20 protein-coding genes are annotated in these 23,163 nt (G+C 58.9%); 18 read left to right on the plus strand and 2 right to left on the minus strand.

Features of this window, described 5'->3' with window-relative positions:
- Nucleotides 1-70: 70 nt before the first annotated feature.
- Both BCM02_RS01160 and BCM02_RS01165 read right to left on the minus strand, forming a co-directional pair.
- Nucleotides 71-928 carry a sugar phosphate isomerase/epimerase family protein gene (locus BCM02_RS01160; protein WP_148927223.1) on the minus strand — a complete coding sequence of 286 codons (858 nt, stop codon included), beginning with the start codon at nt 926-928 and terminating at the stop codon, nt 71-73.
- Between the two features lie 49 nt (nt 929-977).
- Entirely contained in the window at nt 978-1,676 is a 699-nt protein-coding gene (locus BCM02_RS01165) for a hypothetical protein (RefSeq protein WP_148927224.1), read from the minus strand.
- A 259-nt stretch (nt 1,677-1,935) separates the two neighbouring features.
- On the opposite strand from BCM02_RS01165, the gene BCM02_RS01170 reads away from it, so the two are divergent.
- The 18 genes from BCM02_RS01170 to BCM02_RS01255 all read left to right on the plus strand — a co-directional run bounded on the left by BCM02_RS01170 (nt 1,936) and on the right by BCM02_RS01255 (nt 23,151).
- Nucleotides 1,936-2,781: a lipoate--protein ligase family protein gene (locus tag BCM02_RS01170; RefSeq protein ID WP_187433947.1), complete on the plus strand. Its 846-nt coding sequence runs from the start codon at nt 1,936-1,938 to the stop codon at nt 2,779-2,781.
- Between the two features lie 129 nt (nt 2,782-2,910).
- Nucleotides 2,911-3,396, plus strand: coding sequence for a GyrI-like domain-containing protein (locus BCM02_RS01175; protein WP_148927226.1), 486 nt, complete (start codon nt 2,911-2,913; stop codon nt 3,394-3,396).
- A gap of 248 nt (nt 3,397-3,644) precedes the next feature.
- The gene (locus tag BCM02_RS01180; RefSeq protein WP_148927227.1) at nt 3,645-4,181 is read left to right on the plus strand and encodes a sigma-70 family RNA polymerase sigma factor; all 537 of its coding nucleotides are present in this window, start codon (nt 3,645-3,647) and stop codon (nt 4,179-4,181) included.
- Nucleotides 4,168-5,298 (plus strand): DUF4179 domain-containing protein, encoded by a 1,131-nt coding sequence (locus BCM02_RS01185; protein WP_148927228.1) that lies wholly within the window; start codon nt 4,168-4,170, stop codon nt 5,296-5,298. Before BCM02_RS01180 ends, BCM02_RS01185 begins: the two co-directional genes overlap by 14 nt.
- Nucleotides 5,299-5,376: 78 nt before the next feature.
- Nucleotides 5,377-5,940 (plus strand): VanZ family protein, encoded by a 564-nt coding sequence (locus tag BCM02_RS01190; protein ID WP_148927229.1) that lies wholly within the window; start codon nt 5,377-5,379, stop codon nt 5,938-5,940.
- Nucleotides 5,941-6,163: 223 nt separating this feature from the next.
- Entirely contained in the window at nt 6,164-6,943 is a 780-nt protein-coding gene (locus BCM02_RS01195) for a class I SAM-dependent methyltransferase (protein ID WP_246183136.1), read from the plus strand.
- Between the two features lie 176 nt (nt 6,944-7,119).
- A complete protein-coding gene (locus tag BCM02_RS01200; RefSeq protein WP_148927231.1) occupies nt 7,120-7,554 on the plus strand; it encodes an SRPBCC family protein in 435 nt (144 codons plus the stop codon).
- Nucleotides 7,555-7,745: 191 nt separating this feature from the next.
- Entirely contained in the window at nt 7,746-9,539 is a 1,794-nt protein-coding gene (locus tag BCM02_RS01205) for a sensor histidine kinase (protein ID WP_148927232.1), read from the plus strand.
- Nucleotides 9,511-10,287, plus strand: coding sequence for a response regulator (locus BCM02_RS01210; RefSeq protein ID WP_148927233.1), 777 nt, complete (start codon nt 9,511-9,513; stop codon nt 10,285-10,287). The genes BCM02_RS01205 and BCM02_RS01210 overlap by 29 nt, the downstream gene beginning before the upstream one ends.
- A gap of 186 nt (nt 10,288-10,473) precedes the next feature.
- Nucleotides 10,474-11,823, plus strand: coding sequence for an ABC transporter substrate-binding protein (locus BCM02_RS01215; protein ID WP_148927234.1), 1,350 nt, complete (start codon nt 10,474-10,476; stop codon nt 11,821-11,823).
- 91 nt (nt 11,824-11,914) lie between these two features.
- On the plus strand, nt 11,915-12,793 hold the full coding sequence (locus tag BCM02_RS01220) for a carbohydrate ABC transporter permease (protein WP_148927235.1): 879 nt from the start codon (nt 11,915-11,917) through the stop codon (nt 12,791-12,793).
- A gap of 17 nt (nt 12,794-12,810) precedes the next feature.
- Nucleotides 12,811-13,644, plus strand: coding sequence for a carbohydrate ABC transporter permease (locus BCM02_RS01225; protein WP_425466134.1), 834 nt, complete (start codon nt 12,811-12,813; stop codon nt 13,642-13,644).
- 40 nt (nt 13,645-13,684) lie between these two features.
- Nucleotides 13,685-15,934 (plus strand): FAD-dependent oxidoreductase, encoded by a 2,250-nt coding sequence (locus tag BCM02_RS01230; RefSeq protein WP_148927236.1) that lies wholly within the window; start codon nt 13,685-13,687, stop codon nt 15,932-15,934.
- A gap of 251 nt (nt 15,935-16,185) precedes the next feature.
- Entirely contained in the window at nt 16,186-18,096 is a 1,911-nt protein-coding gene (locus BCM02_RS01235) for a cache domain-containing sensor histidine kinase (protein ID WP_148927237.1), read from the plus strand.
- Entirely contained in the window at nt 18,062-19,696 is a 1,635-nt protein-coding gene (locus tag BCM02_RS01240; protein WP_187433948.1) for a response regulator, read from the plus strand. The genes BCM02_RS01235 and BCM02_RS01240 overlap by 35 nt, the downstream gene beginning before the upstream one ends.
- A 123-nt stretch (nt 19,697-19,819) precedes the next feature.
- Nucleotides 19,820-21,268 (plus strand): ABC transporter substrate-binding protein, encoded by a 1,449-nt coding sequence (locus BCM02_RS01245; protein WP_148927239.1) that lies wholly within the window; start codon nt 19,820-19,822, stop codon nt 21,266-21,268.
- 85 nt (nt 21,269-21,353) lie between these two features.
- Nucleotides 21,354-22,253 carry a carbohydrate ABC transporter permease gene (locus tag BCM02_RS01250; RefSeq protein ID WP_148927240.1) on the plus strand — a complete coding sequence of 300 codons (900 nt, stop codon included), beginning with the start codon at nt 21,354-21,356 and terminating at the stop codon, nt 22,251-22,253.
- A gap of 13 nt (nt 22,254-22,266) precedes the next feature.
- Nucleotides 22,267-23,151, plus strand: a complete 885-nt coding sequence (locus BCM02_RS01255; RefSeq protein WP_148927241.1) for a carbohydrate ABC transporter permease — start codon at nt 22,267-22,269, stop codon at nt 23,149-23,151.
- Nucleotides 23,152-23,163 lie beyond the last annotated feature (12 nt).

Consider the following 23,163-nt stretch of genomic DNA (forward strand, 5'->3'; position numbering starts at 1 on the left):
ACGAGAAGAGGCCGTCCCGTGCGTCATTCAAGATGACGCATGGGACGGCCTTGCCTTATTCGCAACAGAGCTAGTTCCGGTTCAAAGAGGAGGCGTATTCGCCATCGGCCTGTATATATGCATTCTCGATGTACGCTTTCACCGCGACCATATCGGTGACCGAGGCTTCCTCCATAATGATATCGACGCCTGGCTTATACTGGCGCAGCAGCTTCATGTACAGCGCGTAATTCATCTTGCCTTGACCGGCCGCGGCCGTGACGATGCGTCCGTCCGGTCCCGGGAGCCGGTCCTTCGCGTGGCAGGCGATCACGCGGCTGCCGAGCAGGCTGAACGCTTCCTCGATCACTTGGTCTTGCCGGTCGAAATTGTCGTCGTTCAGCAGATTGCCCGGGTCGAGCACGACGCCGATCGAGCTGGTCGGCACCTCCTCGAGCATGCGATGCAGCTGCGCCGTCGTCCCGACGAGATGGCCGTTCGCCGCTTCGAGTCCGATGAACGTGCCCCAGCGCTGCGCTTCCTCGGCCAGCTCCTCGAGCGTCTCGCGCATCGTGGTCCAATCCTGCTCCGTGTAGTCGCCGCCCGGATTGACGCCCGTCTCGAAGGCGACGGTCGGGCATCCGAGCAGAGGCGCGTAGCGGAGCAGCTCCTTGAACCGCGCGATATTGACCCTGCGGCGTTCCGCGTCGCTGTCGAACATATGCAGGTAGCAGCCCAGCACGGAAATTCGCACGTTGCGCTTTCCGAATTCCTCCGCGATCGAAGCGGCCAATCCCGGGCTTAATAGGCCGGGACGCGAGAAATCGACGTCGCTTACGGCTTTCCACAAGGCGAGCTGCACATGGCGAAAACCGGCTGCGCCAACCTTCTCGGCGAGCTCCCGGTATGGCAAACTCCCGAACAAATGGGCTAATACTCCAACGGTCATTTTGAACAACCTCCTAAAATGGCTGGTTATGCATGCGTGTCGGGTTTGCTTAATTCGCGAAATCGTTCCTGTCCGCGTCCTGACGCCGTTCGTATTCCTTCGACATATAGGCGAATAGTTCCTGCGCCGGTTTGAAGTACAGATGGCCATCCGGCCAGGGCTGGAAATGCAAATCCATCCGGCTGTCGTTCCAATTCGCGGGCGTGCCGCTCGTCGTGAGCTTCTTGGCCAGCGCCGGCTCTTCGACGACGGCCGGAAACTCTTGGTAACCGAACAGCACGTTCTCGTGCATCGCGATAATTTCGTACTTCGGTCCGAGGAAAGCCCGTTCTTCCTGAAGCTGATAGTGATAATAAATATAACTGGCCGCCATATCGGGGAGCAGGCGGGCGACGCGTCCGACGCGCCGTTCAACCGGCGTCTTGCGCCGCCAATGATCCAGCGAAGCCGGCGCGTTGAAATGGAACACGTCGATCATCGGAACCCACTTGCGTTTCCGGTCCTGGCCGGGCCAATCCTCCAGGTAAGCCGACATCTCGGGCAGCACTTGATCGGGCGCCAGCTCGCCGCGAACGCATTCATAATATAGAAACAATTGCTCGTCCCATCGGTAACAAGCTGCGACGAGCAAGCTGCCCTGCGCGGCGAGGGATAACGGCGTAGTCGCGTCGCGCGCGGCTTGTTCGCCTTCGGATGCGCGTTCCGCCGGCAGCTGCGCTCTCGCCAATACTCTCGTAATCTCGGACATCCCTTGAACCTCCGGAAAGTTAGACTGCACAGCACCTCTATTATAAGGATAGCGTGCGGCATCATGTCGCCTTATCAGCAAAAACTCGGATTTTTAACGAAAAAATACGGAATAGTGAACCTTCGGATCGTATGTCCGCCGAACGTTCGAGACGATGCGGCATGCAATTCGTTGCCGCCACTAGTGCAAGCCCGGGACATAAGGTTATAGTTAACCTATCATGCCAAGCGAACTTCTAGATCGGAAAGGAAATATAGCCATGAACAGCAATCAGGAGCGGAACGAAATATTCGATAGATCCGAAACGGGCCCATCCTTCCTCATATGGGACCGCTCTGTCGAGCCGCTTGCCGGCGATGTGCTGCTGCCGTTCGCGTACGAGGAATGGCTCGGCCGGGAGATCGGGCAGGGGAGGTTGAAGCCGGGCGTGCATATCTGGCGGCATCGACGCGGCGCGGTGCTGGGCACGAGAGATCGCAAATTGCCCGAAGCAGAGGAGGCGATTCGGGAGCTGGAGGGCGAAGGGTGGTCCGTCGGGGTGCGCAATTCGGGCGGCGCCTTCGTGCCGTTGGATGAAGGCGTGGTCAACGTCACGCTGCTGATGCCGAATCCGTCCGGCCGGATGGAGCATAGGGCGGATTTCCTCCGCATGGTGCGGCTGTTGTCCGCCACGCTGGACGCTTGGGGGCTGCGCGCGGAAGCAGGAGAAATCGCCGGCGCTTATTGTCCCGGCGAGTACGATGTCGCCGTAGGAGGCCGTAAGTTCTGCGGCATCGCGCAGCGGCGGCAAGTTCGCTCGGTCAACGTGCAGGCATTCGTCGTCGCGGGCGGCAGCGGACCGATGCTGGCCGGCGTCGCCGAACGATTCTATGCGGTTGCCTCCGGAGGACTTACGGAGCTCGATTATCCGAGAATCGTGACGTCGAGCATGGCCAGTCTGGACGAGTGTGCGCTCGAGGCGAACATAAGCGCAGACGTCTTCGTTCAGAAGCTGAAGCAGGTGCTCGCCGCGATCGGGGGCGAAGAGGCAGCGCTTCCCGAAGCGCCGGCGGGCGAGGTCGAACGGTTGGCTGTCGAACTTCGCGATCGTTACGATACCCGGTGAGTCGATCGAATGAAGCTGAGCGCAACGGGCGGCACAGAAAAATTTTGAGAAGCTGTCACAAAATGCCTCTCAAGCTCGTCTTACATGAAGGATCGCCAAATTTCAAAATCATGCCAGGAGGCGCGTATAATGTCCGTTTCGGTAACGATTGGCCAAGCAATTGCAAAAGAGGGATTCAAAATGAGCGGCACGTCTGCTCGTACGACCAATGCCGCGGAAATGTCCGGGAATGGCGTCATCGGCGCACAGTGGGGGCAGTTCTTTGGCAATCAGGTGATGGAGAAGATCGCGAATCGTAAAAATGACACGATTCTCGCGGTGTATACCGACTATGAGTCGGACGAGACAGGCGCGTATACGTATGTCTTGGGAGCAGAGATCGCGGAAGCAGGACAGGACAAGGAGCTGCGGACGATCGCCATACCGGATCAGAAGTACGTCGTGTTCACGACGCGCAAGGGTCCTGTTCCGGAAGTGGTCGTAGAGGCTTGGCAGGAGATATGGTCCTGGTCCAAGCATAATGAACGCGCATTCGTCGCGGATTTCGAAGTGTACGACGGCAGGGCGTCGGATCCGGCGAACAGCCAAGTCGATATTTATATTTCGATTAAATAGGGTGGACGGAAGTAACCTTTCAACAGTACGGAATAAAGGGCAGCCTACATGCGGCTGTCTTTTTTGGCGTCCGTAAATGATCTCGACTTAATGACGTGCCCGTTCGTTACAGGAAGGTGTTCACAAGCCGCTAATATCGACAACCTTTCTCGATCTTGATTTTTTTATGTTTCAAAGTGACCGAATGTTTGCCTGCGCCGGTCTAATTAATAGCAAAACCAAACAAGCGAGCGAAAGGAGAACGGCACATGAGCATGACCAAGCTGGCTGCCAAAGCGGTGAACGGCGAAGCGGATGCGTTCCTAGATCTCGTCAAGCAGCTGGAGAATTCGCTATATGCCATGGCGAAATCGATCCTGCGGAAAGACGAAGACGTGGCGGATGCGCTGCAGGAAACGATTATGAAGGCGTATAAATCCGTGACTTCCTTGCGGGAGCCGAAATTTTTCAAAACCTGGATGTTTCGTATTTTGATCAATGAATGTCACAATCTGATCGCCCAACGCGCTCGCGCGGACGTGGTGGCCGACGTACCGACGACCGATGTGGCTCAAGCCGACGATTATGCCAAGGTAGACTTGCGAGAAGCAGTCGACAGGCTGGAAGATCCTCAACGAATCGCCGTTATTCTGCATTACTACGAGGATTTGCCGATTCGCCAAGTGGCGCTCGCGCTGGATATTTCGGAGAGCGCGGCGAAAATGCGCTTGCTGCGGGCAAGAGATACGCTTCAACGTTCGTTATCGACATTTCGAGAGGGGAAGATGAACCTTGGCAGCATCTAATATCGAGCAGGAATTGAAAAAAGCGGGCAACGATCAACCGGCAATGTCGCCGCTTGTGCGAGCGCGCCTGGATGAGACTTATGCGAACATCGGCGGAATCCAGCCGAAACGAAAGGGCCGGACGAGGTGGACCGGATTGCGGCTGATTGCGGCATCGACCGCGGCGGCAGGCGTGCTCGGCATCGGGGTACTGGCGACCGCTTTCGCGTCGCCGGCGATGGCCGATTCGATCCGTAGCCTACCGGTGATCGGCAGCATTTTCAGTACCTTGCAAGGGGATTCGGGGCTGCGTGCGGCAGGGGAGCAAGGGTTGTTCGCGACCGTGAACCGCGAGGTATCGCACGAGGATGTGAAACTTAAGGTAACGGATACGATTTACGACGGGACGAGAGTCGCTTTTCTGTTGACAGTCGAGGCGCCTAACCTGAAGGATGGCGTTTACGACAACGGCCGAAAGACGGTGAAGCTCGGCAGCGCGATCGATCAGGTTGTCTTGAAGGGCGAGAACGACGGTGGCGCGATTTCGAGCTTGAGCGGTGCCGGGGGATTATTCTACGGCGGCGCGGGGAAGGAACACCCGAATACGCTTGTCTTCGAGCAAGTGCTTCCTTACGCGAATCCAAACGATGCGCCAGATGTCTTCGAGGCTTCGGTCACGATAAAACTCGACGGGATCGACCATGAATTCGCCTTCGACATCCCGTTCCGGAAAACAATGCAGGCAAGCATTGAGATTACGCCGGATGCCAAATCGGAGAACGGGGACTACCGCTTCCAAGTCGCGAATGTCGGCGTCACCCCTGTGACAACCCGAATCTTGACGGAGCTCGAATACAAGCACGCATTCGTATTGACCAACAAGGAAGAACGACGCTTGACCCGCGTCGGGATTGCCGTCTTCGACGACCAAGGCCGCAGATTAACGGCGCTGAACGGCGAAGGCATCGTTGAAGGAAACAAGATCGTCTATGACCGCCGTTTTGCCACCACGCCGGGCATGAGCGATTATCTTACCGTGAAACCGTTCAAGATTGAAGACGATTTTGCGGAAGAGGTAAAGGAATCACAATATCTGAAGGGGTTGGAAGTGAAGATAGAGCTTCCTTCCGCCGATTAATCCGATACGCTTGAACCAGGCGGCGAAGGTGGACTTCGCTGCCTGAGTGTTCGCCGGATAAAGGAGACTTGCCGACCGATGTCCATTTCATTTACGATTCAATCATGGCTTGTCCTGTTGCCGGTCGCAATTGTGCTATGCTCGATCGCGGCGGCTCGGACCTTCATTGCCAAGCGCTATTCGTTCCGTCAATTCGCGCTGTTGGCTGCTTTTACCGTATACGCGACGGGAGTGCTTCATTTCGTTGTGTTTCCGATCGAAGTCAACATCGGCGAATTTGCGAATAAAACCCCGTGGTATCGGACGATTCAATGGATTCCGATTCTAACCATGGACGCGAAGACCTTCTTGCTCAATGTCGTCTTGTTCGTCCCGTTCGGCCTCGGTCTGCCGCTGTTATGTTCCTCTTACAAACGCATGCGTCACGCCGCTAAGGCATCCATTTACGCTAGTATTGCCTTCGAGATGATTCAATTGGCGATTCGGATCGTCGCCGGCAACGGCAGAATGACCGATATGAACGATTTGATTGCTAATACCCTCGGCGGCGTACTGGGGTATATTGTCTATCGCAAGCTGATCGCCATGAAGCCGATCGAGCGGCTGTTGAGCGGTTATCGGCTCTCATCCCGGGATGCATGAACCTGTAAGTGTATTTGGACAGATGAAGAACATCCAGGGCGTACAGGGATAAGCCCTGTAACGCGTTTTATTTTCAATGGGAGGCCATTCGAGCTTAGAAGACAGGCTCGCATTGACGTTCTGGGATATTCGGAGTTATTATAGATATATTAAGTCTGTAATTCAATTTAGCCATCCGTCTGTGCATATTATCAACGAGAGAGTCGCGAAGGAGACTGACACATTGAGCAACGAGACGAATAGATCTTATCGGAACAGTTATGACAGCGAGATTAAACTTGATATCGGCGATGCCGGCGAACATACGATACTATCTTTGCTTGAACCGAGGGAAGGGGAGCGAATATTGGACTTGGGGTGCGGTACCGGGAGGTTGACCGCGGCCATCGCGGCGTCCGGCGCCATGACGCTCGGCATCGATTCTTCGGAAGCGCAGATCGAGAAAGCGAGATTGACCTATCCGGAGCTGCGATTCCAAGCGGCCGATGCGTGCCATTACGAAGCGGAGAAGCGCTTCGACGCCGTCTTCTCCCATGCCGCGATCCATTGGATTCCGGATACGGAAGCGGTCGTTCGCACGATTGGCCGCGCGCTTGCGCCGGGAGGACGGTTCGTGGCGGAATTCGCCGGGAGCGGCAACGTGGCGGCGTTGACCGATTCGATCGAACGGGCGTTGGCGGACCACGGGTATGCGCCGGCAGGCAGAATTCCTTGGTACTTGCCGACGATCGGCGAATTTGCGGGATTGCTGGAACGTAATGGATTTCGCGTAACGCTGGCCCAGCATTTCGACCGGCTTCGGCCGTTCAACCACCCGGACGGCATCAAGAGGTGGCTCGAGGGCTTCGATGCGATTTTCTTCGCCGACGTCACCCCGTCGGATAAGGCATCCATCTATCGGTCTGTCGAGATGGACGCGGCGACCGCGCTCCGGAAGGACGGCCAATGGTATAACGACATCAGTCGCATACGCGTCATCGCCTTCAAGCAGCACGCGAATTGAGAACGTACGAGGGGTATGCTTGCCAATCGTCGCGCTTCAACAAAAATTAGCAAAAGATAAGAATTATGCTCGTCCCTTCTATGCTATACTATCACTTAGGTAAATAATGGTTGTCGTCGCAAGTCGTCGCAAGGTCGGCATCCATAGACTCGCAATCATCCTAAGGAGGTTTTATTATGGGAACAAGCAATCCGGTCACGCTTACGGTCGAAGCGATCGTGAACAAGCCAGTCGAGCACGTATGGAAAGTATGGACGGAGCCGGCGCACATTAAGCAATGGAACAACGCCTCCGAAGACTGGCATACGCCGCATGCCGAGAATGACCTGAGAGTCGGCGGCGCGTTCTCCTCGCGGATGGAAGCGAAAGACGGCAGCTTCGGTTTCGACTTCGGCGGCACGTACGACCAGGTGGACCTGCACGAAACGATCGCCTATTCGCTCGGCGACGGCCGCAAGGTAAAGATCAGCTTCGTGCCGGAAGGCGAGACGACGAAGATCGTCGAATCGTTCGAGGCGGAAGAGACGAACGCGGTCGAGATGCAGCAAGCCGGCTGGCAGGCGATCTTGGACAATTTCAAGAAATACGCGGAGTCGCTGGAAGAGGCATAAACACTCGAACGTCAGGCATTCTCGCGAATAACCGAATACGAAGCAACCTACGAAGCCGCGATTTTCGCGGCTTTTTTGCATTATGTCGAGTCTTAACCGGGGGGGTGGAAGTAACCGGCAATATCGGGTTGTCGAATAACCTTCCTTCGTTTACAGTGAGAGAAAGAAGCTGCGGAGGGGATGAACGCACGATGCGCAAGCGGCGGAGATGGATCCCGAATACGCTGAACAACCGGTTGTTCGCGGCCTTTATCGTCATGGTATTGGTGCCGTACGCGATCTTGAGCGCGTACAACTTCAGCGAAGTCGAGAAGGTGATGCGCAACAAGATCGGCGAACAGGATCAAGAGCATCTGGAGGCGGTCAAGCGCTCGTTGGAGAACGTCATGGGCATTGTTATGAAAACGGTTACACTTATCGGTCAGGATCCGACGGTCCTCGCCGTACTCCGCTACCCAGATCAGTACGGCGAGCTGGAGCGTCAGCGCAAAATGGAGAATCGGCTGCAGAGCGTCGACAACAGCTTCTTTCTGACCGGCACGCAAGTCTACTTCACGGTGGCGGACCTTACGCGCAACGTCTATACGTCGTTCCGGCCGGAGGATCGGCTGGATTACCGGAAGATCGCGGACGAGTCCTGGTTCCAAGCGGCCCGAAGCGGCGAGGCGGCTTATCAATGGAACAGCAGCGAACCGAGCTACGTCTCGAAGGACATCTCGCGGAGTCCTTATCTCATCTCGTTGTACGTCGCTTTCAAGGACGAGAACTTGCGCACGATCGGGGTGGCGCGGGTGAGCATCGATTATTTGCCTTGGTTCAAAACGATCACGTCCACCGATCTGAGCGGACAGCGCTATTTCATCGTCAACCGGGAAGGGGCCGTCATTCAGCGATCCGATTCGGAGTCGGAGCTGCCTCCCGCGGTCGCGGTCGGCATTGCCGCGAAGCAGGACGAAGAGTCTGTCGCCATGCTCGATGACCGCCAAAGCCTATACACGTCGAGCTACTTGCCGGCTTTACAGTGGACGATAGTCAAGCAGGTGCCGCTCGGCGTGCTGTACCGGGAGGTCGAGGAGCAGAAGCGCCGGTACTATACGTCGTTCGTCGTCTTCAGCCTCGCGTTCCTGTTGGCCGGATTCGCGATCACCCGGGCGATGACGCGGCCGCTCAAGCTGCTGCAGCGGCGGATGGAAGGCGCGGCCGCCAACGACTTGAAGCTGAAATTGCCGGAGGAAAGGGGGAGCGTGGAGATCGTCGCGCTCTCGAGAAGCTTCAACCGGATGATCCGGGATATGAACGGCTTGATCGACCGGCTGCGTCTGGAAGAACGCCAGCGTCAGGCCGTCCGCTTTCAGGTGCTGTTGTCGCAGATGGATCCGCATTTTCTGCTGAACACGCTCCATTCGATCAAGTGCATTGCGCTTCGCAACGACGACGACGAAATTCACGAGATGTGCATCTCGCTCGGCAAACTGCTGGAGTCCAGCCTTGATCTGGATCGTGACTTGATTCATCTCAAGGACGAGCTTGCGCTGCTCGACGCCTATATGCATATTCACAATTCGCGCTTCGGGCATCGCTTCTCGATTGCGTACGAGTGGCGGGAGGAGCTGGATTACGCGCTCGTGCCGAAGTCGACGCTGCAACCGCTCGTCGAGAACGCCATCGTGCATGGATTCGCGGCGCGGGAGGAAGGACGGATCGTCGTCCGTGGCTATCGCGATCGGGATCGGCTCGTGCTCGAGGTCGAGGACGACGGCGCGGGCATTCAAGAGGAGCGAACGAGCGCCCGCAAGCGGAAAGGGATCGGCATCCGCAACGTGCGCGAACGGCTGGAGCTGCTTTTTCCCGGAAGGGCATCGCTCGAGCTATTCGGCTCTGAGCAAGGGACGCGCGCCTGCGTGACGCTTCCGCTGCTCGTCTCGGCGCCGTACGGAATGGAGAGGGGGAAGGACCATGTGGACGTCGCTCATCGTGGAAGATGAGAAGGAAGCGAAGGAATACGTGAAGCTGCTGCTGCGCAAAGCCGATGCCGGGTTCCGCGCGGATTGGGAAGCGGCCGACGGAGAGGAGGCGCTCGCCCTCATCGTAAGGCATCAGCCGGATCTGGTTATCTCCGATATCATGATGCCGAAGATGGACGGCGTCGAGCTGCTGAAGCGTGCCAGAGAGGACGGCTACGAGGGACGCTTCGTCATGCTCACCTGCATGAACGAATTCGAATACGCGAGGCAAGCGTTAGAGCACGGCGCGACCAGCTACCTGCTCAAACTGTCGATGGATCTGGCGGGATTCAAGCAGATGCTCGGCAAAGTCGACGCGGAGCTTCGCAAGCTCGGACGGATCCGGCAGCTCGAGACGTACCTGAAGGCGATTCCGAGCCAGCCGGACGAGGAGACCGACCATCCCGAGATCAACAAGGTTATCCGTTACGTGAAAGATCGCTTCAACGAACCGATGACGCTATCGGCGCTGGCCGCTTACGTGAACATGGATGCCAGTTACTTGAGCGATTTATTCAAGCGGAAGACTTCGGTGACGCTGACCCATTACGTGGCTCGGCTTCGGGTCGACGCGGCCAAGTTTTATTTGACGCATACCGACGATCCGGTACACGTGATCGGCGAGCGCGTCGGTTTTCAGAACGACAATTACTTCATCAAAATCTTCAAGCGAACGACCGGCGGCACGCCGGCGCAGTATCGCAAGTCGACGGGACGGTCAGACGGGTAGACCGGCCGGCATGAACCGGGCACCTCCGCGCGGAGGGAAGCCAAGGTAACTTTTCTCCCTGCGCGCCGCGTATATGGAATCCAAAAATCGTTCTATCGACCGCCAAAGCGCGTTCCTTATCCGGCTGCCTGGCCGACGGTATAGTTGAAGATGTAAGGAAAGCGCAACCAAAGGGGAGGATGCTCAATGAAGCGGAACAGATGGATGTCGGCCTCGCTTGTCCTCGCGTTGACGGTCAGTCTGCTGGCGGCTTGTTCCGGCAACGGCGGCAACGGCGGAGAAGTCAATTCCGGGGGGAATGGCAAGACAGAGACGGAATCGTCGTCAGGCGGCAAGAAGACGGAGGTCATCAAGCTGAAAATGTGGGGCGGCGTGCCGGTGGAGGCCGGTCCTCAAGCGGTCGTGGACGCGTGGAACGCCGAGCATCCCGACATTCAAGTCGAATACGAGCGGTTCGTCAACGACGACGCGGGCAACATGAAGCTGGATACCGCCTTGACGACCGGGCAAGGGGCGGACTTGTTCGTCAACTACGCCATGCCGCGGCTCAAGCAGCGCATCGACGCGGGGCAGGCGCTCGATCTGAGCGAATTCGCGGATTACAATATCGACGAGCAAATGGGGAGGGACGCGTCGCAGTGGAAGGTGGACGGCAAGTATTACGGCATGCCGACGACGCGGGGCATCTCGTTCATGTGGTTGAACAAGGACATGCTCGACGCGGCGGGTCTGCCGATCCCGCCTGCCGATTGGACATGGGCGGATTTGCGCGAATACGCGAAGAAGTTGAAGACGGACGCGACGTGGGGGCTGCTTCGCCACGAGGCGATCTTCATGAATCCGTTCAACAGCGTGTTGGAATCGGTCGGCGTCACAAGGGCGGACGGTACTTCGAATCTGGATCATCCGCTGCTCAAGGAAGGTTTCTCGACGTGGCACGACATGATGTTCGCGGACAAATCGACGCCGACCTACGGCGAGCAGATGACGAGCAAAATGCCGGTCGACACCATGTTCCTCAAGGGCGAATCGGCGATGCTCGACGCGGGCGGCTTCATCTTCCGGAATGCGAACAATCTGACCGACAACCCGCGCACGTTCAAAATCGCGTTCGCGACGACGCCGAGAATGTCGGCGGATCAGCAGGGCGCGAAGGCGGCCGGCGGTCTGGGCGACGTCCTCTCGATCAACGCCAAATCGGCGAACAAGGAAGCCGCCTGGCAATTCCTGAAGTGGTACGCGGACGGCGGCATGCTGCCGATGGCCGCGGGAGGACGGATTCCGGCCTCCAAATCGGTGAACGGCGACGAAGCCGCGGCGCTGCTGCTCAAGGGCGTCGAAGACAAGTATGATATCGATTCGCTGAAGAAAGTCGTGTTCGGCCAATTCGAGACATTCGTCGAATCGCTGCCGCAGCAGGTCGTCGACATCCGCAAGGCGGAATACGAGAAATATTTGCTGCAGCAGGCGGAATTGGACGCGTCGCTCGCCGAGATGGCCGAGAAGCATAACGAGTTTCTGAAGCAGCAGCCATAGAAGACGTTCAAGGGGGAAGGTACGATTGCCGCTTCCTCCTTTCTTATTCCCGCCGGGGGACTGCCCGGCGACAAGAGGAGGGGATTCATGCATGAGCGGCTGGAGAAAGAAGGAGCGATTATGGGGATTGTTGTTCATCGGTCCCAATCTGCTCGGCGTGACGCTCTTCTTCATCCTGCCGGCGCTATTCTCGTTCGGGCTGCTGTTCACCGATTACCGGTTTGCGAATCCCGATATGAATTTCGTCGGACTGGGCAATTTGAAGCGATTGTTTCACGACGAGCTGTTCTACCTCGCGCTGAAGAACACGGCCTTGTTCCTGGCCTCGGTGCCGGTGTCGATCGGACTGGCGTTCCTCGTTGCGCTGGCATTGAACAAGAGCGTCTATCTGCGGTCGCTGCTGCGAGCGATGTTCTTCATGCCCTACATCACGAGCGGCATCGCCATCGCGTTCGTCTGGATGCTGCTGTTCCAGCCGTCGAAAGGTCCGATCAACCAGCTGCTGCGCGCCGTCGGCATCGAGAACCCGCCAGGCTGGTTCTCCACTACGGACACGTCGATGCTCGCGATCGACATCATTTGGATATGGTTCATGCTCGGCTATTTCATGATCATCTATTTGGCCGCGCTGCAGGAGCTGAACTCCGAATTGCTGGAGGCGGCCAAGATCGACGGCGCGCGCGGCTGGGTCACCGTCCGTCGGATCATATGGCCTTTGGTCAGTCCGACCACGTTCTTGCTGCTCGTCACGGGTCTGATCATGTCGATCAAGACGTTCGGCATCATTCAAGCGATCACGCAGGGCGGACCGGGGAACAGCACGACGATCGTGTCGCTCTACGTCTACCGGACGGCCTTTAGCTATTACGAAATGGGGTACGCCTCCGCAATCTCGTGGGTGCTGTTCGCCATCATCCTGTTCATCACGCTCATCCAGTGGTTCGGCCAGAAGAAGTGGGTTCATTATTGAGAAAGGGGGACATCCCCGTGCAGATTCGATCGATTTCTTGGCGCAAAAGCGCGGCGACGGCGATCATGTTCGCGCTCGGCCTGCTGATGATCCTGCCTTTCCTCTGGATGATCAGCACGTCGGTGAAACGGCCGGACGAGGTATTCGAATATCCGATTCGGTGGCTGCCGGACCAGCTGCTGTGGAAGCATCATCTCAAGGTGTGGTCTGGTCCGAAAGGTTTCGCGCTCTATTACGCCAACTCGCTGAAGATCGCGATTATCGCGACCGTAGGCTCCACGTTCCTGGCGGCTTTCGCGGCCTACGGCTTCTCCCGCATCGCGTTCAAGGGACGAGATACGTTGTTCGTCCTGTATTTGTCCATGATGATGATTCCGCCGCAGGTGCTGTTCGTGCCGAAATTCATCATGTTCGAATGGGCGGGCATTTACAACACCCATTGGGCGCTTATACTACCGGGGCTTGTCAGCATATTCGGCGTGTTCCTGCTGCGCCAGTTCTTCGTCGGCATTCCCAAGGAGATCACGGAATCCGCCTTCATCGACGGGGCCGGGCATCTGCGCATCTTCGGCCAGCTAATGCTGCCGCTGGCCAAACCGGCGATCGCGACGTTCATGATCATCGATTTCTCGTGGCATTGGAACGATTACGAGAACGCGCTCGTCTTCTTGACCGAGAGCGATCTATATACGGTGCCGCTCGGCCTGCAGAACTTCATCCTGGAGTACAACATCGATTACAACGGCATGATGGCGGCCGCGACGGCGGGGATTCTGCCGATGCTGCTCGTCTTCATGGCTGGCCAGCGATTCATTATCGAAGGCATATCCAGCTCGTCGGTCAAAGGATGATCGGGCCGCGGGCTGAAGCGAAAGGGGACGAAAACGTCAAATGAGAGACGAGACGGTTCAGACGGATATCACGGTTATCGGAGGCGGACTGGCCGGCGTATGCGCCGCGGTCGCGGCGGCGAGGCTCGGGCGCACAGTCGCGCTTGTGCATAACCGGGCGGTGCTCGGCGGTAATTCGAGCAGCGAGGTGCGGGTGTGGGTATGCGGCGCGACCTCGCACGGGAAGAACAGGTATGCCCGGGAGAGCGGCATCATGGGCGAGATGTTCGCGGAGAATCAGTATCGTAATCCGGACGGCAACCCGTACCTGTGGGATTTGGTCGTGCTCGAGACGGTGAAGGCCGAGCCGAACATCCGGCTGTTCCTCAATACCGATGTCCACGAAACGGAGGCGACGGGTCCTGAAGAGGAGCGGCGAATCGCGTCGGTCACCGGCTGGATGATGGGCTCGGAGCGGCGCATCCGTTTCGAGAGCGCGTTTTTCCTTGACTGCACGGGCGACGGGTTGGTCGGCTTTCTCGCCGGGGCGCGATACCGGATCGGACGCGAGGCGAAGCATGAATACGGCGAGGAATGGGCGCCGGATACGGCCGACGACATTACGCTCGGCAGCACGATTCTGTTCTATACGAAGGACGCCGGACATCCCGTCCGCTTCGTTCCGCCTTCGTTCGCCAAAGATATCGCGAAAACGTCCATCCCGATGCGGCGCGTCATCCGCAGCGGCGATTCGGGTTGCCATTACTGGTGGATCGAATGGGGCGGCGAGCTGGATACCGTCCACGACAACGAGCGGATTCGCGACGAACTGTGGTCGGCGATCTACGGGATCTGGGATTATATCAAAAACTCCGGCCGCTTCGAAGCCGAACGGATGACGCTCGAGTGGGTCGGCGCGCTCCCCGGCAAGCGCGAATATCGCCGGTTCGTCGGCGATTACGTGCTCAATCAGCGCGATATTATGCGGCAGGAGCCGTTCGCCGACCGGATCGCGTTCGGCGGCTGGTCGATCGACCTGCATCCTCCGCAGGGGATGTACGCGGGCGAGTCCGGTTCCAAGCATATGTACGCCGACGGCGTCTACCACATCCCGTTCCGTTCGTTGTATTCCGCGAACGTCGCGAATCTCCTGTTCGCCGGACGCAACATCAGCGCTTCGCACGTGGCTTTCGGGACAACACGGGTCATGGCGACGTGCGCGGTCATCGGCGAAGCGGCCGGCTCCGGCGCGGCGTTGTGCGCGGAGCTCGGCATGACGCCATCCGAGCTTGCGCAAGGCCGCATGACGGAGCTGCAGCAGCTTATGCTCAAGCAGGATGCGTCCATTATCGGCCTGCGCAGCGAGGACGCGGCGGATTTGGCGAGGCAGGCGAAGGCGGAGGCATCGTCCGCGCTTCGACGCCTAGCCGCCGAGGAGGCGGATTCGGAATATCCGCTCGCGTCGGATGTCGGTCAGTTGATTCCGATCGATCCGAAGTTGAACGGGCTCGAGCTGCTGCTGAGCGCTTCGGAGCCGACCGCCTTGCAGGTCGAAGTGTGGGATACGGGACGCGCGGAGAACTACGTCCCTCGTGCGAGAAAGGCGGAAGTCCTGGTGAACGTGCCGAACGGGGAGAAGCAATGGCTGCCGATCCCGATCGCATGGGAGCCGGGCGAGGCGCAGAATGCGTTCTTGATCGTGCGGGCGAACGATCGCATTACGCTGTATCCGTCGGCTTCGCCGGTGACGGGGGTGCTGCCGTTCTACTCCGACCAGGTCGACGAGCAGGCGCGCGGGTCGATTACCGACGGGAAGCCGCAGCCGCTGCTGGATTGGGAGATGAACCGGATGGGGCGGCGCCCGTTCTGCTTCCGGATCGCCGGCGAGTCCAACGTCTTCGCGGCCGAGCGGATCGTCGACGGCTATCACCGCCCTTACGGACAGCCGCATCTATGGGTGTCGGAGCCGATGCAAGATGGACGGGAAGAGTGGGTATCGCTCACTTGGGCGGAGCCCGTAAGCATCCGTGAAATCCGGTTGACCTTTAACGACGATCTCAATGAGGATCTAATCAACCTGCATCACCACCGGACGCCTTTCGACGTCATGCCGGAGCTGGTCAAGGATTATCGGATCGAAGCGTGGCAGGAGGCGAGCTGGCGGACGATCGCGGCCGAACGGAATAACCGCAAGCGTCATCGGGTTCACCGTCTGCCGAAGCCGATCGAGGCGTCGCGGCTGCGCGTGGTCGTAGAGTCGACGAACGGCGGCAAGCGCGCGGAGATCGTGGAAGTTAGGGTGTACGGGTAAAGAAAGTCGCTTTTGTCCATGGGATGCCGCGACTGGAGGCGACGTCTTACGCGCTTGGCGATTATTACTACGTCTGATCATTTGCCGAACGAGAGGAAGACCTTGGTCCCGTGACCAGGGTCTCTTCGGCATGCCTGCTCGGATATAGAAATACCTGCCCCGACCTAGAGTTTACCGCATGTTGCCTACACCCGGTTTGCTATATAGTGATAGTATGCGAGCTTCCTTGCCGACCGAAAGGAGAAGGACCTATGACTCAACGACCATTACCGCGGAACCGCTCCGCATCTGCTTCGCGATCACCCGGCACGTCTAGGGTCGTCTCCCCGACCAATCGGCCGTCTTGGCCCCAACGTCTCTTCTATTCCATCTCGTTCAAACGCCGGCTGTGGTTGACGTTCGTGCTGCTGATTACCGTCAGTCTCGCTTCCGTCGGCACGATCGCCTACCTGATCGCCGCGAGCGAAATTCAGCGGACCGCCCTGCAAGCAAGCCGGGATACCGTCAATCAATCCGCGCAGATCGTGAGCGAGCGGATGAAAAATATCGGCACCGCCGTCCGGGCGCTCATGTTCAGCGACGCCTTCCAGGATATGATGCTCGACGTCCAGCGCGGCGACCGGAACGGGTATTACAAGTGGCTGTCGCTCCTGCAGCCGGCCTTCTCGCAAGTGAAATTCAATGACGCGATGATCCATAGCATGCTGATCGCGACGCCGATCGGCGATTTCTACCCGACCTCGAACGTGCGCAGCGCCGGCGTTTCTTTCTACGAATCCGATTTGTACGCGGAATTCAAGACGCAAGGCCGCGGCTTTTGGACGAGCGGGCATGCCGATCCGTTCTTCAAGGACGGCGAGCGCGTCGTCTCTCTCGTCGCGGAAGGCGTGCTGGACGTGTCCGATCATATGCGGACGCTCGACGTGTTCGTCGTCGTGAACGTCAGAGAATCGGATCTGGTCGATCTGTTCATGGACAGCCTGAGCCAAGGCGATAAAGCCTATGCGTTCCTCGACTCGTCCGGCGGCCTGGTGGCATCGGCGACGATCGACGATGCGGCCTACGACTTTATGAACGAGCCGAGCTTCGCCGAGCGGCTGACGCCGGCGCCGTCGGGCGACTTCTTCTTCCGCCAGGACGGGGACGATTATTTGGTCAACTTCAGCCGTCTCCCGGTCAAGGAGGAATGGATGATCGTCGGGGTGCAGTCCAAGGCGAAACTGCTGGCGAAGTTAAGCGGCATCAAGCGAGCGACGATCGCCGTCGTCGCCGGATTCGTGCTGCTGTCGCTCATGATCGCCAATCGGCTGACCTACGTGCTGCTGCGGCCGCTGTTCCAGCTGCAGCGCGTTATGAAGCGGGTGGAGGAGAACGATCTCGACGTCCGGTACGAAAGCCCCTATATGGACGAGGTGACCCAGGTCGGCTTCCGCTTCAACCGGATGCTCGAAGAGATCGCACAGTTGATCGACGACGTGAAGAGCCGGGAGCGGGAGAAGCGACGGGCGGAATTCAAGGCGCTCACGGCGCAGATGGATCCGCATTTCTTCTACAACACGCTGCATACGATTCACTGCAAATCCGTGCTCGGCGAGAATGAGGACGTCAGCGAGATGATTCTGGCGCTGTCGCATATGTTCCAGCTGAGCTTAAGCGGAGGCCGGGAACGCATTACGCTCCGGGAGGAGCTGGAGCATGTCGGCAACTACGTGGCGATCCAGCAGAAATCGTACGAGCGGCTGTTCCGGTGCCGGATCGAGGCGGACCCGGAGGCGCTGAATTGCTTGGTGCCCAAAATCATGCTGCAGCCGCTCGTCGAGAACAGTATTCTTCACGGATTCTCCGACCGCGGCGAGGGCGGCGACGTTCGGGTGGCCGCCGAGCTTGGCGCGGATTCCCTGCTGCTTACGGTGGAGGATAACGGCTCCGGCTTTGATCCTGCGCGGGTGCGGGAACGCATGACAAATCCGCCCGAAGGCAAGCATGGTTACGCGCTTCGGAACATCGCGCAGCGGCTGCAGTTGTTCTACGGCGAGGATGGCGCGGCATTCATGCTGGAACATAACGAATCGGGCGGCGCGCGTATTACGCTGCGGCTGCCGCGCGAAGAAGGGGGCGGGAGAGAGGATGCAGGAGAAAATCGCGCGCATGTGCGTGATTGACGATATTCGCAGCGTGGTGGACATGGTGACGACGAAAATTCCTTGGGGTGAGCACGGCATCGAGATCGTCGGCAGCGCGACGAACGGCGAAGAGGGACTGGCGCTGATCGAAGCGCTCAAGCCCGATCTTATCTTGACCGACGTGCGCATGCCGAAGATGGACGGGCTGGAGATGACGCGCCGCTCGCTTGCGCTGTCGCCGGGCAGCAAAGTAGTTATCTTGAGCGCCTACGCCGATTTCGAATACGCCCAGAAGGCGCTCCAATTCGGCGCGGTAGATTACGTGCGCAAGCCTTTCGCGATTGCCGATCTGATCAAGGTCGTCCTGAAGGCGAAGGAACAGTGGCTCGGCGAACAGGCGGAGCGGGAAAAGGTGGGCAAGCTTGCGGCGGCGGTCAAAGAAAGCCTGCCGGCGCTGCGCCAGCAGTATTTATCGCTATTGATCCATCACCCGACCGACATCGCCGATGCCCGGCAGTGGTGGGGGTTCCTGGAGCTTACGCCGCTCGCGCCGCCGCTCGCCGTCATGGTCGTCCAGATCGACCAGCTCGCCGAACGGTACGGCAGCTCCGGCTTGCGGGAGCTCGAGCTTGCCCGGTTCGCCTTGCAAAATATCGTGGAGGAAACGCTGGCTGCGCGCGCGAAGGCGGTCGTGTTCCGGGAGGCGTTCAACCGGTACGTCTGCCTCGTCGATACCGGGAACCTCGGCGCGCCACTGCTCGAGATCGCCGATAATTGCTGCGCGAACATCGCGTCCTATACGAAGTTCACCATATCCGTAGGGATCGGAGAGGAGTCCGTGGATTGGAGAGGGCTTCCGCGAAGCTATCAGCAGGCGCTCCGCGCGTTGTCCTATCACTTCTATACGGGCGGGGGCGGCGCGTTCCGTTATTCGCCCGCGGACGAACGAGGCACGGACGCCTGGATCTACTCCGCCGAGAGCGAGCAGGAGTTTCTGTTTGCCTTCCGCAGCGGTAACTTGGCCAAATGCCGGGCGTGGTTAGACGCGGCGTTCGTCGAGATGGGCGCCGCCAAGACGCTTCCGGCGCCGAGCGACGCGGAGCATCTATTCCGGGGACTGGCGCTGCGCATGCATCGGATCATGCTGGAGAAGTTCCCGCGCTCGGCGTTGGCGGCGTTCGAGCGGCTGGCCGATGCGACGAACGACGCTGCTCGCTCGATGGAAATGTCGGATTATCGAGCTTGGCTGAACGGACTGTGCGAGGAAGGGTGCGGACTCATGGAGCGAGAGCGGACAAGCGAGTCGCAGCGGATTATTTTCCGGTCCATGGACTATATCAAGGCGAATCTTCATCTCGATCTGACGTTGGAGCTGTGCGCGCGCGAGGTGAATCTCAGCTGGGGGTATTACTCGAATTTATTCAAGAAAGCGACGGGAACGACGTTCCAGCATTACGTGACGCAGCAGAAGATCGAACGCGCGAAGGCGCTGCTGCTGGCCGACTATCAGGTTCAGGAAATCGCGGACCAGCTGGGCTACGAGCATCGGCGCTACTTCAGCGAGGTGTTCAAGAAACAGACGGGGTTGACGCCGACCGAGTTCAAGGAATCGTTCCTGGGGAAGCCGCCGTCGCATTGAGCCGCGCAACAACTCGAAAAAGCTGCCCTCGAACCGCAAGTTGCCGCATTATCGTCCGAAGGCCGATTCTTTATAGTAAAGAGGTAAGCGAAAGCGTTCTTAACAGAAAAGGGAGGATCATCCATGCGCATGAAAAAACTCGGAATCGCGGCGACGATCGGAATGCTGGCTTTCTCGGCGGCTGCCTGCAGCGGCGGAAGCGGCAACAACGGCAATAACGGCAATAACGGCGGCAATGGCGGAAGCGGCAATCCGCCGGCTACCGAAGCGGCCGGGAATAAGGAGCCCGCAGGCGGGAACGAGGCGAAGCCGCAGGAGAGCGGGAAGAAGGTCAAGCTGTCCTATTGGACGGGCGACCGACACGACCAGGACTACATTACGGAAGTCGTCAAATCGTTCAACGCGTCCAGCGCGGACAACATCGAGATCGAGCTGGTCGTGAAGACCGACGACTTCAATCAAGCGATCGACCTCGCCTATGCTTCCGGCCAAGCGCCGGACCTGATCCGCGTAAAGGAGAACACGATTCAGGCGTGGGCCAAGAAAGGATATCTGGAGCCGATCGACGGCTATCTATCCGACGAGCTGAAGCAGAAGTTCCCGGCGATTCCGGATTTCAACCAAATCGACGGGAAGCTGTATTCGCTGCCGAACTATGGTTCAACGCTGAGACTCGTGTACAACAAGGATTTGTTCGCCAAAGCGGGCGTCGCCGCTCCGCCGAAGACGCTCGACGAAATGGTCGAGACGGCGAAGAAGCTGACCGAAGCGGGCAAGGCCGAAGGCGCCTACGGGTTCGCGCAGAACTTCAAGAGCACGCAGAGCGCGCTGTTCCGCTCCGCGCGGGTCATCGCCGAAGCGAACGGGCACGGCGGACTTGGATACGACTTCAAGACGGCGCGCTACGACTGGAGCAGCTACAAGCCGATCGTCGAGGCGTTCAAGAAGATGGTCGACGACGGCAGCACGATGCCGGGTATGGAGTCGCTCGACATCGACCCGCTGCGCGCGCAGTTCGCCGAAGGCAAGATCGGCATGTATATCTCGTTCTCGTCCGAGCCGGGCGTCTATCAGAATCAGTTCCCGGCCAAGATCGATTGGGCCGCGGCGCCGGTGCCGACGACGGACGGGCAAGTGCACGGCAAGACGTCGCTCCTCGGCGGTCAGTGGCTCGCGATCAGCGCGGAGTCGAAGAACAAGGAAGCCGCCTGGAAATTCATGCAGTACATGTACGGCGACGACATCTTGAAGGCGTACCAGGAGAAAGGGTTCGGCCTGTCGATGGTGCCGCACATCGCCTCTTCCGCCGGGAAGCCCGCGATCAACGGCATCGAAGGATTCATGCCGACGGAGAACGACGGCACATGGCCGCTCGAACCGACCTCGGCGCTCAAGCTCGAAGGGATCATGGCGCCCGACGCCTTCTTCAAGTACATGCTGAGCGGCGGAGATCTGGATGCGATCGTGGACGACTTGAACGCGCGCTACAACGCCGCGTTGGATAAAGCGATCGCCGCCGGCGAAGTGAAGGCCGAGCCGGATCCGGCGTTCGACCCGATGAAGCTGAAATAAAGAGCTTATTCATAGGAGCGCCGCGTGCCGCGGGCGGCGCTCCTTTCTTAATGTCAAAAAACGCTTGCGGCAAGGAGGTTTACCTATGCTTCGGCTGCGTCAAACGGGCTTTTCGTATCTGTTTCTGTTCCCCAGCTTCCTGCTGACGGCCGTCCTCGGCCTCTATCCGATCGGCTGGGCGATCTGGTACATGTTCTTCGATTACAAGGGATACGGAGAAGCGTCGTTCGTCGGCCTCGCCAACTTCGAGCGGCTGGCGCGCGATGCGCAATACTGGGATTCGGTCGTCAACACGTTCGTCTACGCGGGCGGGAAGCTGGCGATTACGATCCCGCTCAGCCTGGCGCTTGCGGTCATTCTGAATCGCGCCTTCCGGGGACGGAGCCTGCTGCGGGCGGTCATTTTCCTCCCGACGATCATCAGCTCCGCCGTCATGGCCGTCGTCTTCTACATGCTGTTCAACTCCTACAACGGCCTGCTCAATCAATACTTGCTCAAGCTGAACCTGATCCCGGAGCGGATCGATTGGCTGGGGCCGGACCATGCCATGCTGACGACGATTCTGATCGCCGTCTGGGGCGCGGTGGGCAACTATATGCTGCTGTTCCTGGCCGGCTTGCAAAATATTCCGCAGGACGTCTACGAAAGCGCGTCGATCGACGGCGCCAACGGGCGGCAGCAGTTCTGGCACTTGACGGTGCCGATGCTCGGCCCCGTGCTGCAGATCGTCATCATGCTGGCGATCATCAACTCGCTCAAGGGGTACGAGAGCATTATGGTGCTCACCGACGGCGGGCCGATCGGCAAGACGGAGGTCATGTTCCTGTACGTCTACAAGCTGTTCTTCCCGACGCCATCGGCTTCCTTCACGGCCGATCAGCAGTTCGGCTACGGCAGCGCGGTCGGCTTCGCGACGGCCGTCATCGTCGGCATCGTGACGCTGCTCTACCATCTCTTATCCCGACGCTTGAACAAACTACAGTAAGGAGGGGTGCCCGATGACGAATTCGTCGGCTTACGCGCAATCCGGGCAGCCATTCCGCCTTCGCCTGGCCGGGCGCTGGGGAGGGCGGCTGCTCATCGGCTTGTTCCTGCTCGTCATCGCCGGTCTGATTCTCTTCCCGCTCGTCGTCACCGGCTTCGGCTCGCTCATGACGAACGCCGAGATTACGGCGGGCGGGAAGCTCATTCCGGCCAAGTGGCAGTTTATCAATTATAAAGAGGCTTGGGTGCAGGCGAACTTCTCGCGGTTTCTGTGGAACAGCCTGTTCCTGAGCGCGGCTTCCACGGTGGGGACGCTCATCGTCGCCTCGATGGCGGCCTACGTCGTGGAGCGGATGACGTTCCCGGGCAAGGCGCTGTTCGTCGGCCTGCAGGCGTCGACGATGTTCATCTCGATCGGCGCCGTCGTGCTCCGGCCGCAATTCCAACTCATGGTCAAGCTGCATCTGCATACGACGCTATGGGGCGTCGTGCTCATTCTGATCAGCGCGCACGCGTATATTTTCTTCATCCTGCTCAGCTTCCTCAAGGGATTGTCGCGGGAGCTGGACGAAGCCGCGAGGATCGACGGCTGCTCGAACGCGGGCATTTACTGGCGGATCATCCTGCCGCTGCTTCGTCCGGCGCTCGGCGTCGGCGCGCTGTTCACGTTCTGCGGGGCGTGGAACGAATATTTGCGTCCGCTCGTGTTCACGCTCAACAACCCGGAGTTGCAGACGCTGACGGTCGGCTTGTCCTATCTGCGTTATGGCCCGACGGCGGCCGTGCAGACCCATTACATGTTCGCCGGCGCCTGCTTGTCCATTTTGCCGCTGCTGCTGGCTTACGCGGTCGCGAACCGGTCGTTCATGCAAATGACGGCGGGCTCGCTGAAAGGGTAGGTGGCGCAACAC

The organism is Paenibacillus methanolicus (assembly GCF_008124765.1).
Classification (GTDB): Bacteria; Bacillota; Bacilli; order Paenibacillales; family Paenibacillaceae; genus Paenibacillus_Z; species Paenibacillus_Z methanolicus.

Bases quoted from the DNA above. Each gene is read 5' to 3' on its own strand.
- BCM02_RS01255 (WP_148927241.1), top strand. From the start codon at position 22,267: ATGACGAATTCGTCGGCTTACGCGCAATCCGGGCAGCCATTCCGCCTT.
- BCM02_RS01200 (WP_148927231.1), top strand. From the start codon at position 7,120: ATGGGAACAAGCAATCCGGTCACGCTTACGGTCGAAGCGATCGTGAAC.
- BCM02_RS01235 (WP_148927237.1), top strand. From the start codon at position 16,186: ATGACTCAACGACCATTACCGCGGAACCGCTCCGCATCTGCTTCGCGA.
- BCM02_RS01205 (WP_148927232.1), top strand. From the start codon at position 7,746: ATGCGCAAGCGGCGGAGATGGATCCCGAATACGCTGAACAACCGGTTG.
- BCM02_RS01245 (WP_148927239.1), top strand. From the start codon at position 19,820: ATGCGCATGAAAAAACTCGGAATCGCGGCGACGATCGGAATGCTGGCT.
- BCM02_RS01240 (WP_187433948.1), top strand. From the start codon at position 18,062: ATGCAGGAGAAAATCGCGCGCATGTGCGTGATTGACGATATTCGCAGC.
- BCM02_RS01165 (WP_148927224.1), bottom strand. From the start codon at position 1,676: ATGTCCGAGATTACGAGAGTATTGGCGAGAGCGCAGCTGCCGGCGGAA.
- BCM02_RS01160 (WP_148927223.1), bottom strand. From the start codon at position 928: ATGACCGTTGGAGTATTAGCCCATTTGTTCGGGAGTTTGCCATACCGG.
- BCM02_RS01170 (WP_187433947.1), top strand. From the start codon at position 1,936: ATGAACAGCAATCAGGAGCGGAACGAAATATTCGATAGATCCGAAACG.
- BCM02_RS01180 (WP_148927227.1), top strand. From the start codon at position 3,645: ATGAGCATGACCAAGCTGGCTGCCAAAGCGGTGAACGGCGAAGCGGAT.
- BCM02_RS01190 (WP_148927229.1), top strand. From the start codon at position 5,377: ATGTCCATTTCATTTACGATTCAATCATGGCTTGTCCTGTTGCCGGTC.
- BCM02_RS01220 (WP_148927235.1), top strand. From the start codon at position 11,915: ATGAGCGGCTGGAGAAAGAAGGAGCGATTATGGGGATTGTTGTTCATC.
- BCM02_RS01215 (WP_148927234.1), top strand. From the start codon at position 10,474: ATGAAGCGGAACAGATGGATGTCGGCCTCGCTTGTCCTCGCGTTGACG.
- BCM02_RS01175 (WP_148927226.1), top strand. From the start codon at position 2,911: ATGTCCGTTTCGGTAACGATTGGCCAAGCAATTGCAAAAGAGGGATTC.
- BCM02_RS01210 (WP_148927233.1), top strand. From the start codon at position 9,511: ATGTGGACGTCGCTCATCGTGGAAGATGAGAAGGAAGCGAAGGAATAC.
- BCM02_RS01230 (WP_148927236.1), top strand. From the start codon at position 13,685: ATGAGAGACGAGACGGTTCAGACGGATATCACGGTTATCGGAGGCGGA.
- BCM02_RS01250 (WP_148927240.1), top strand. From the start codon at position 21,354: ATGCTTCGGCTGCGTCAAACGGGCTTTTCGTATCTGTTTCTGTTCCCC.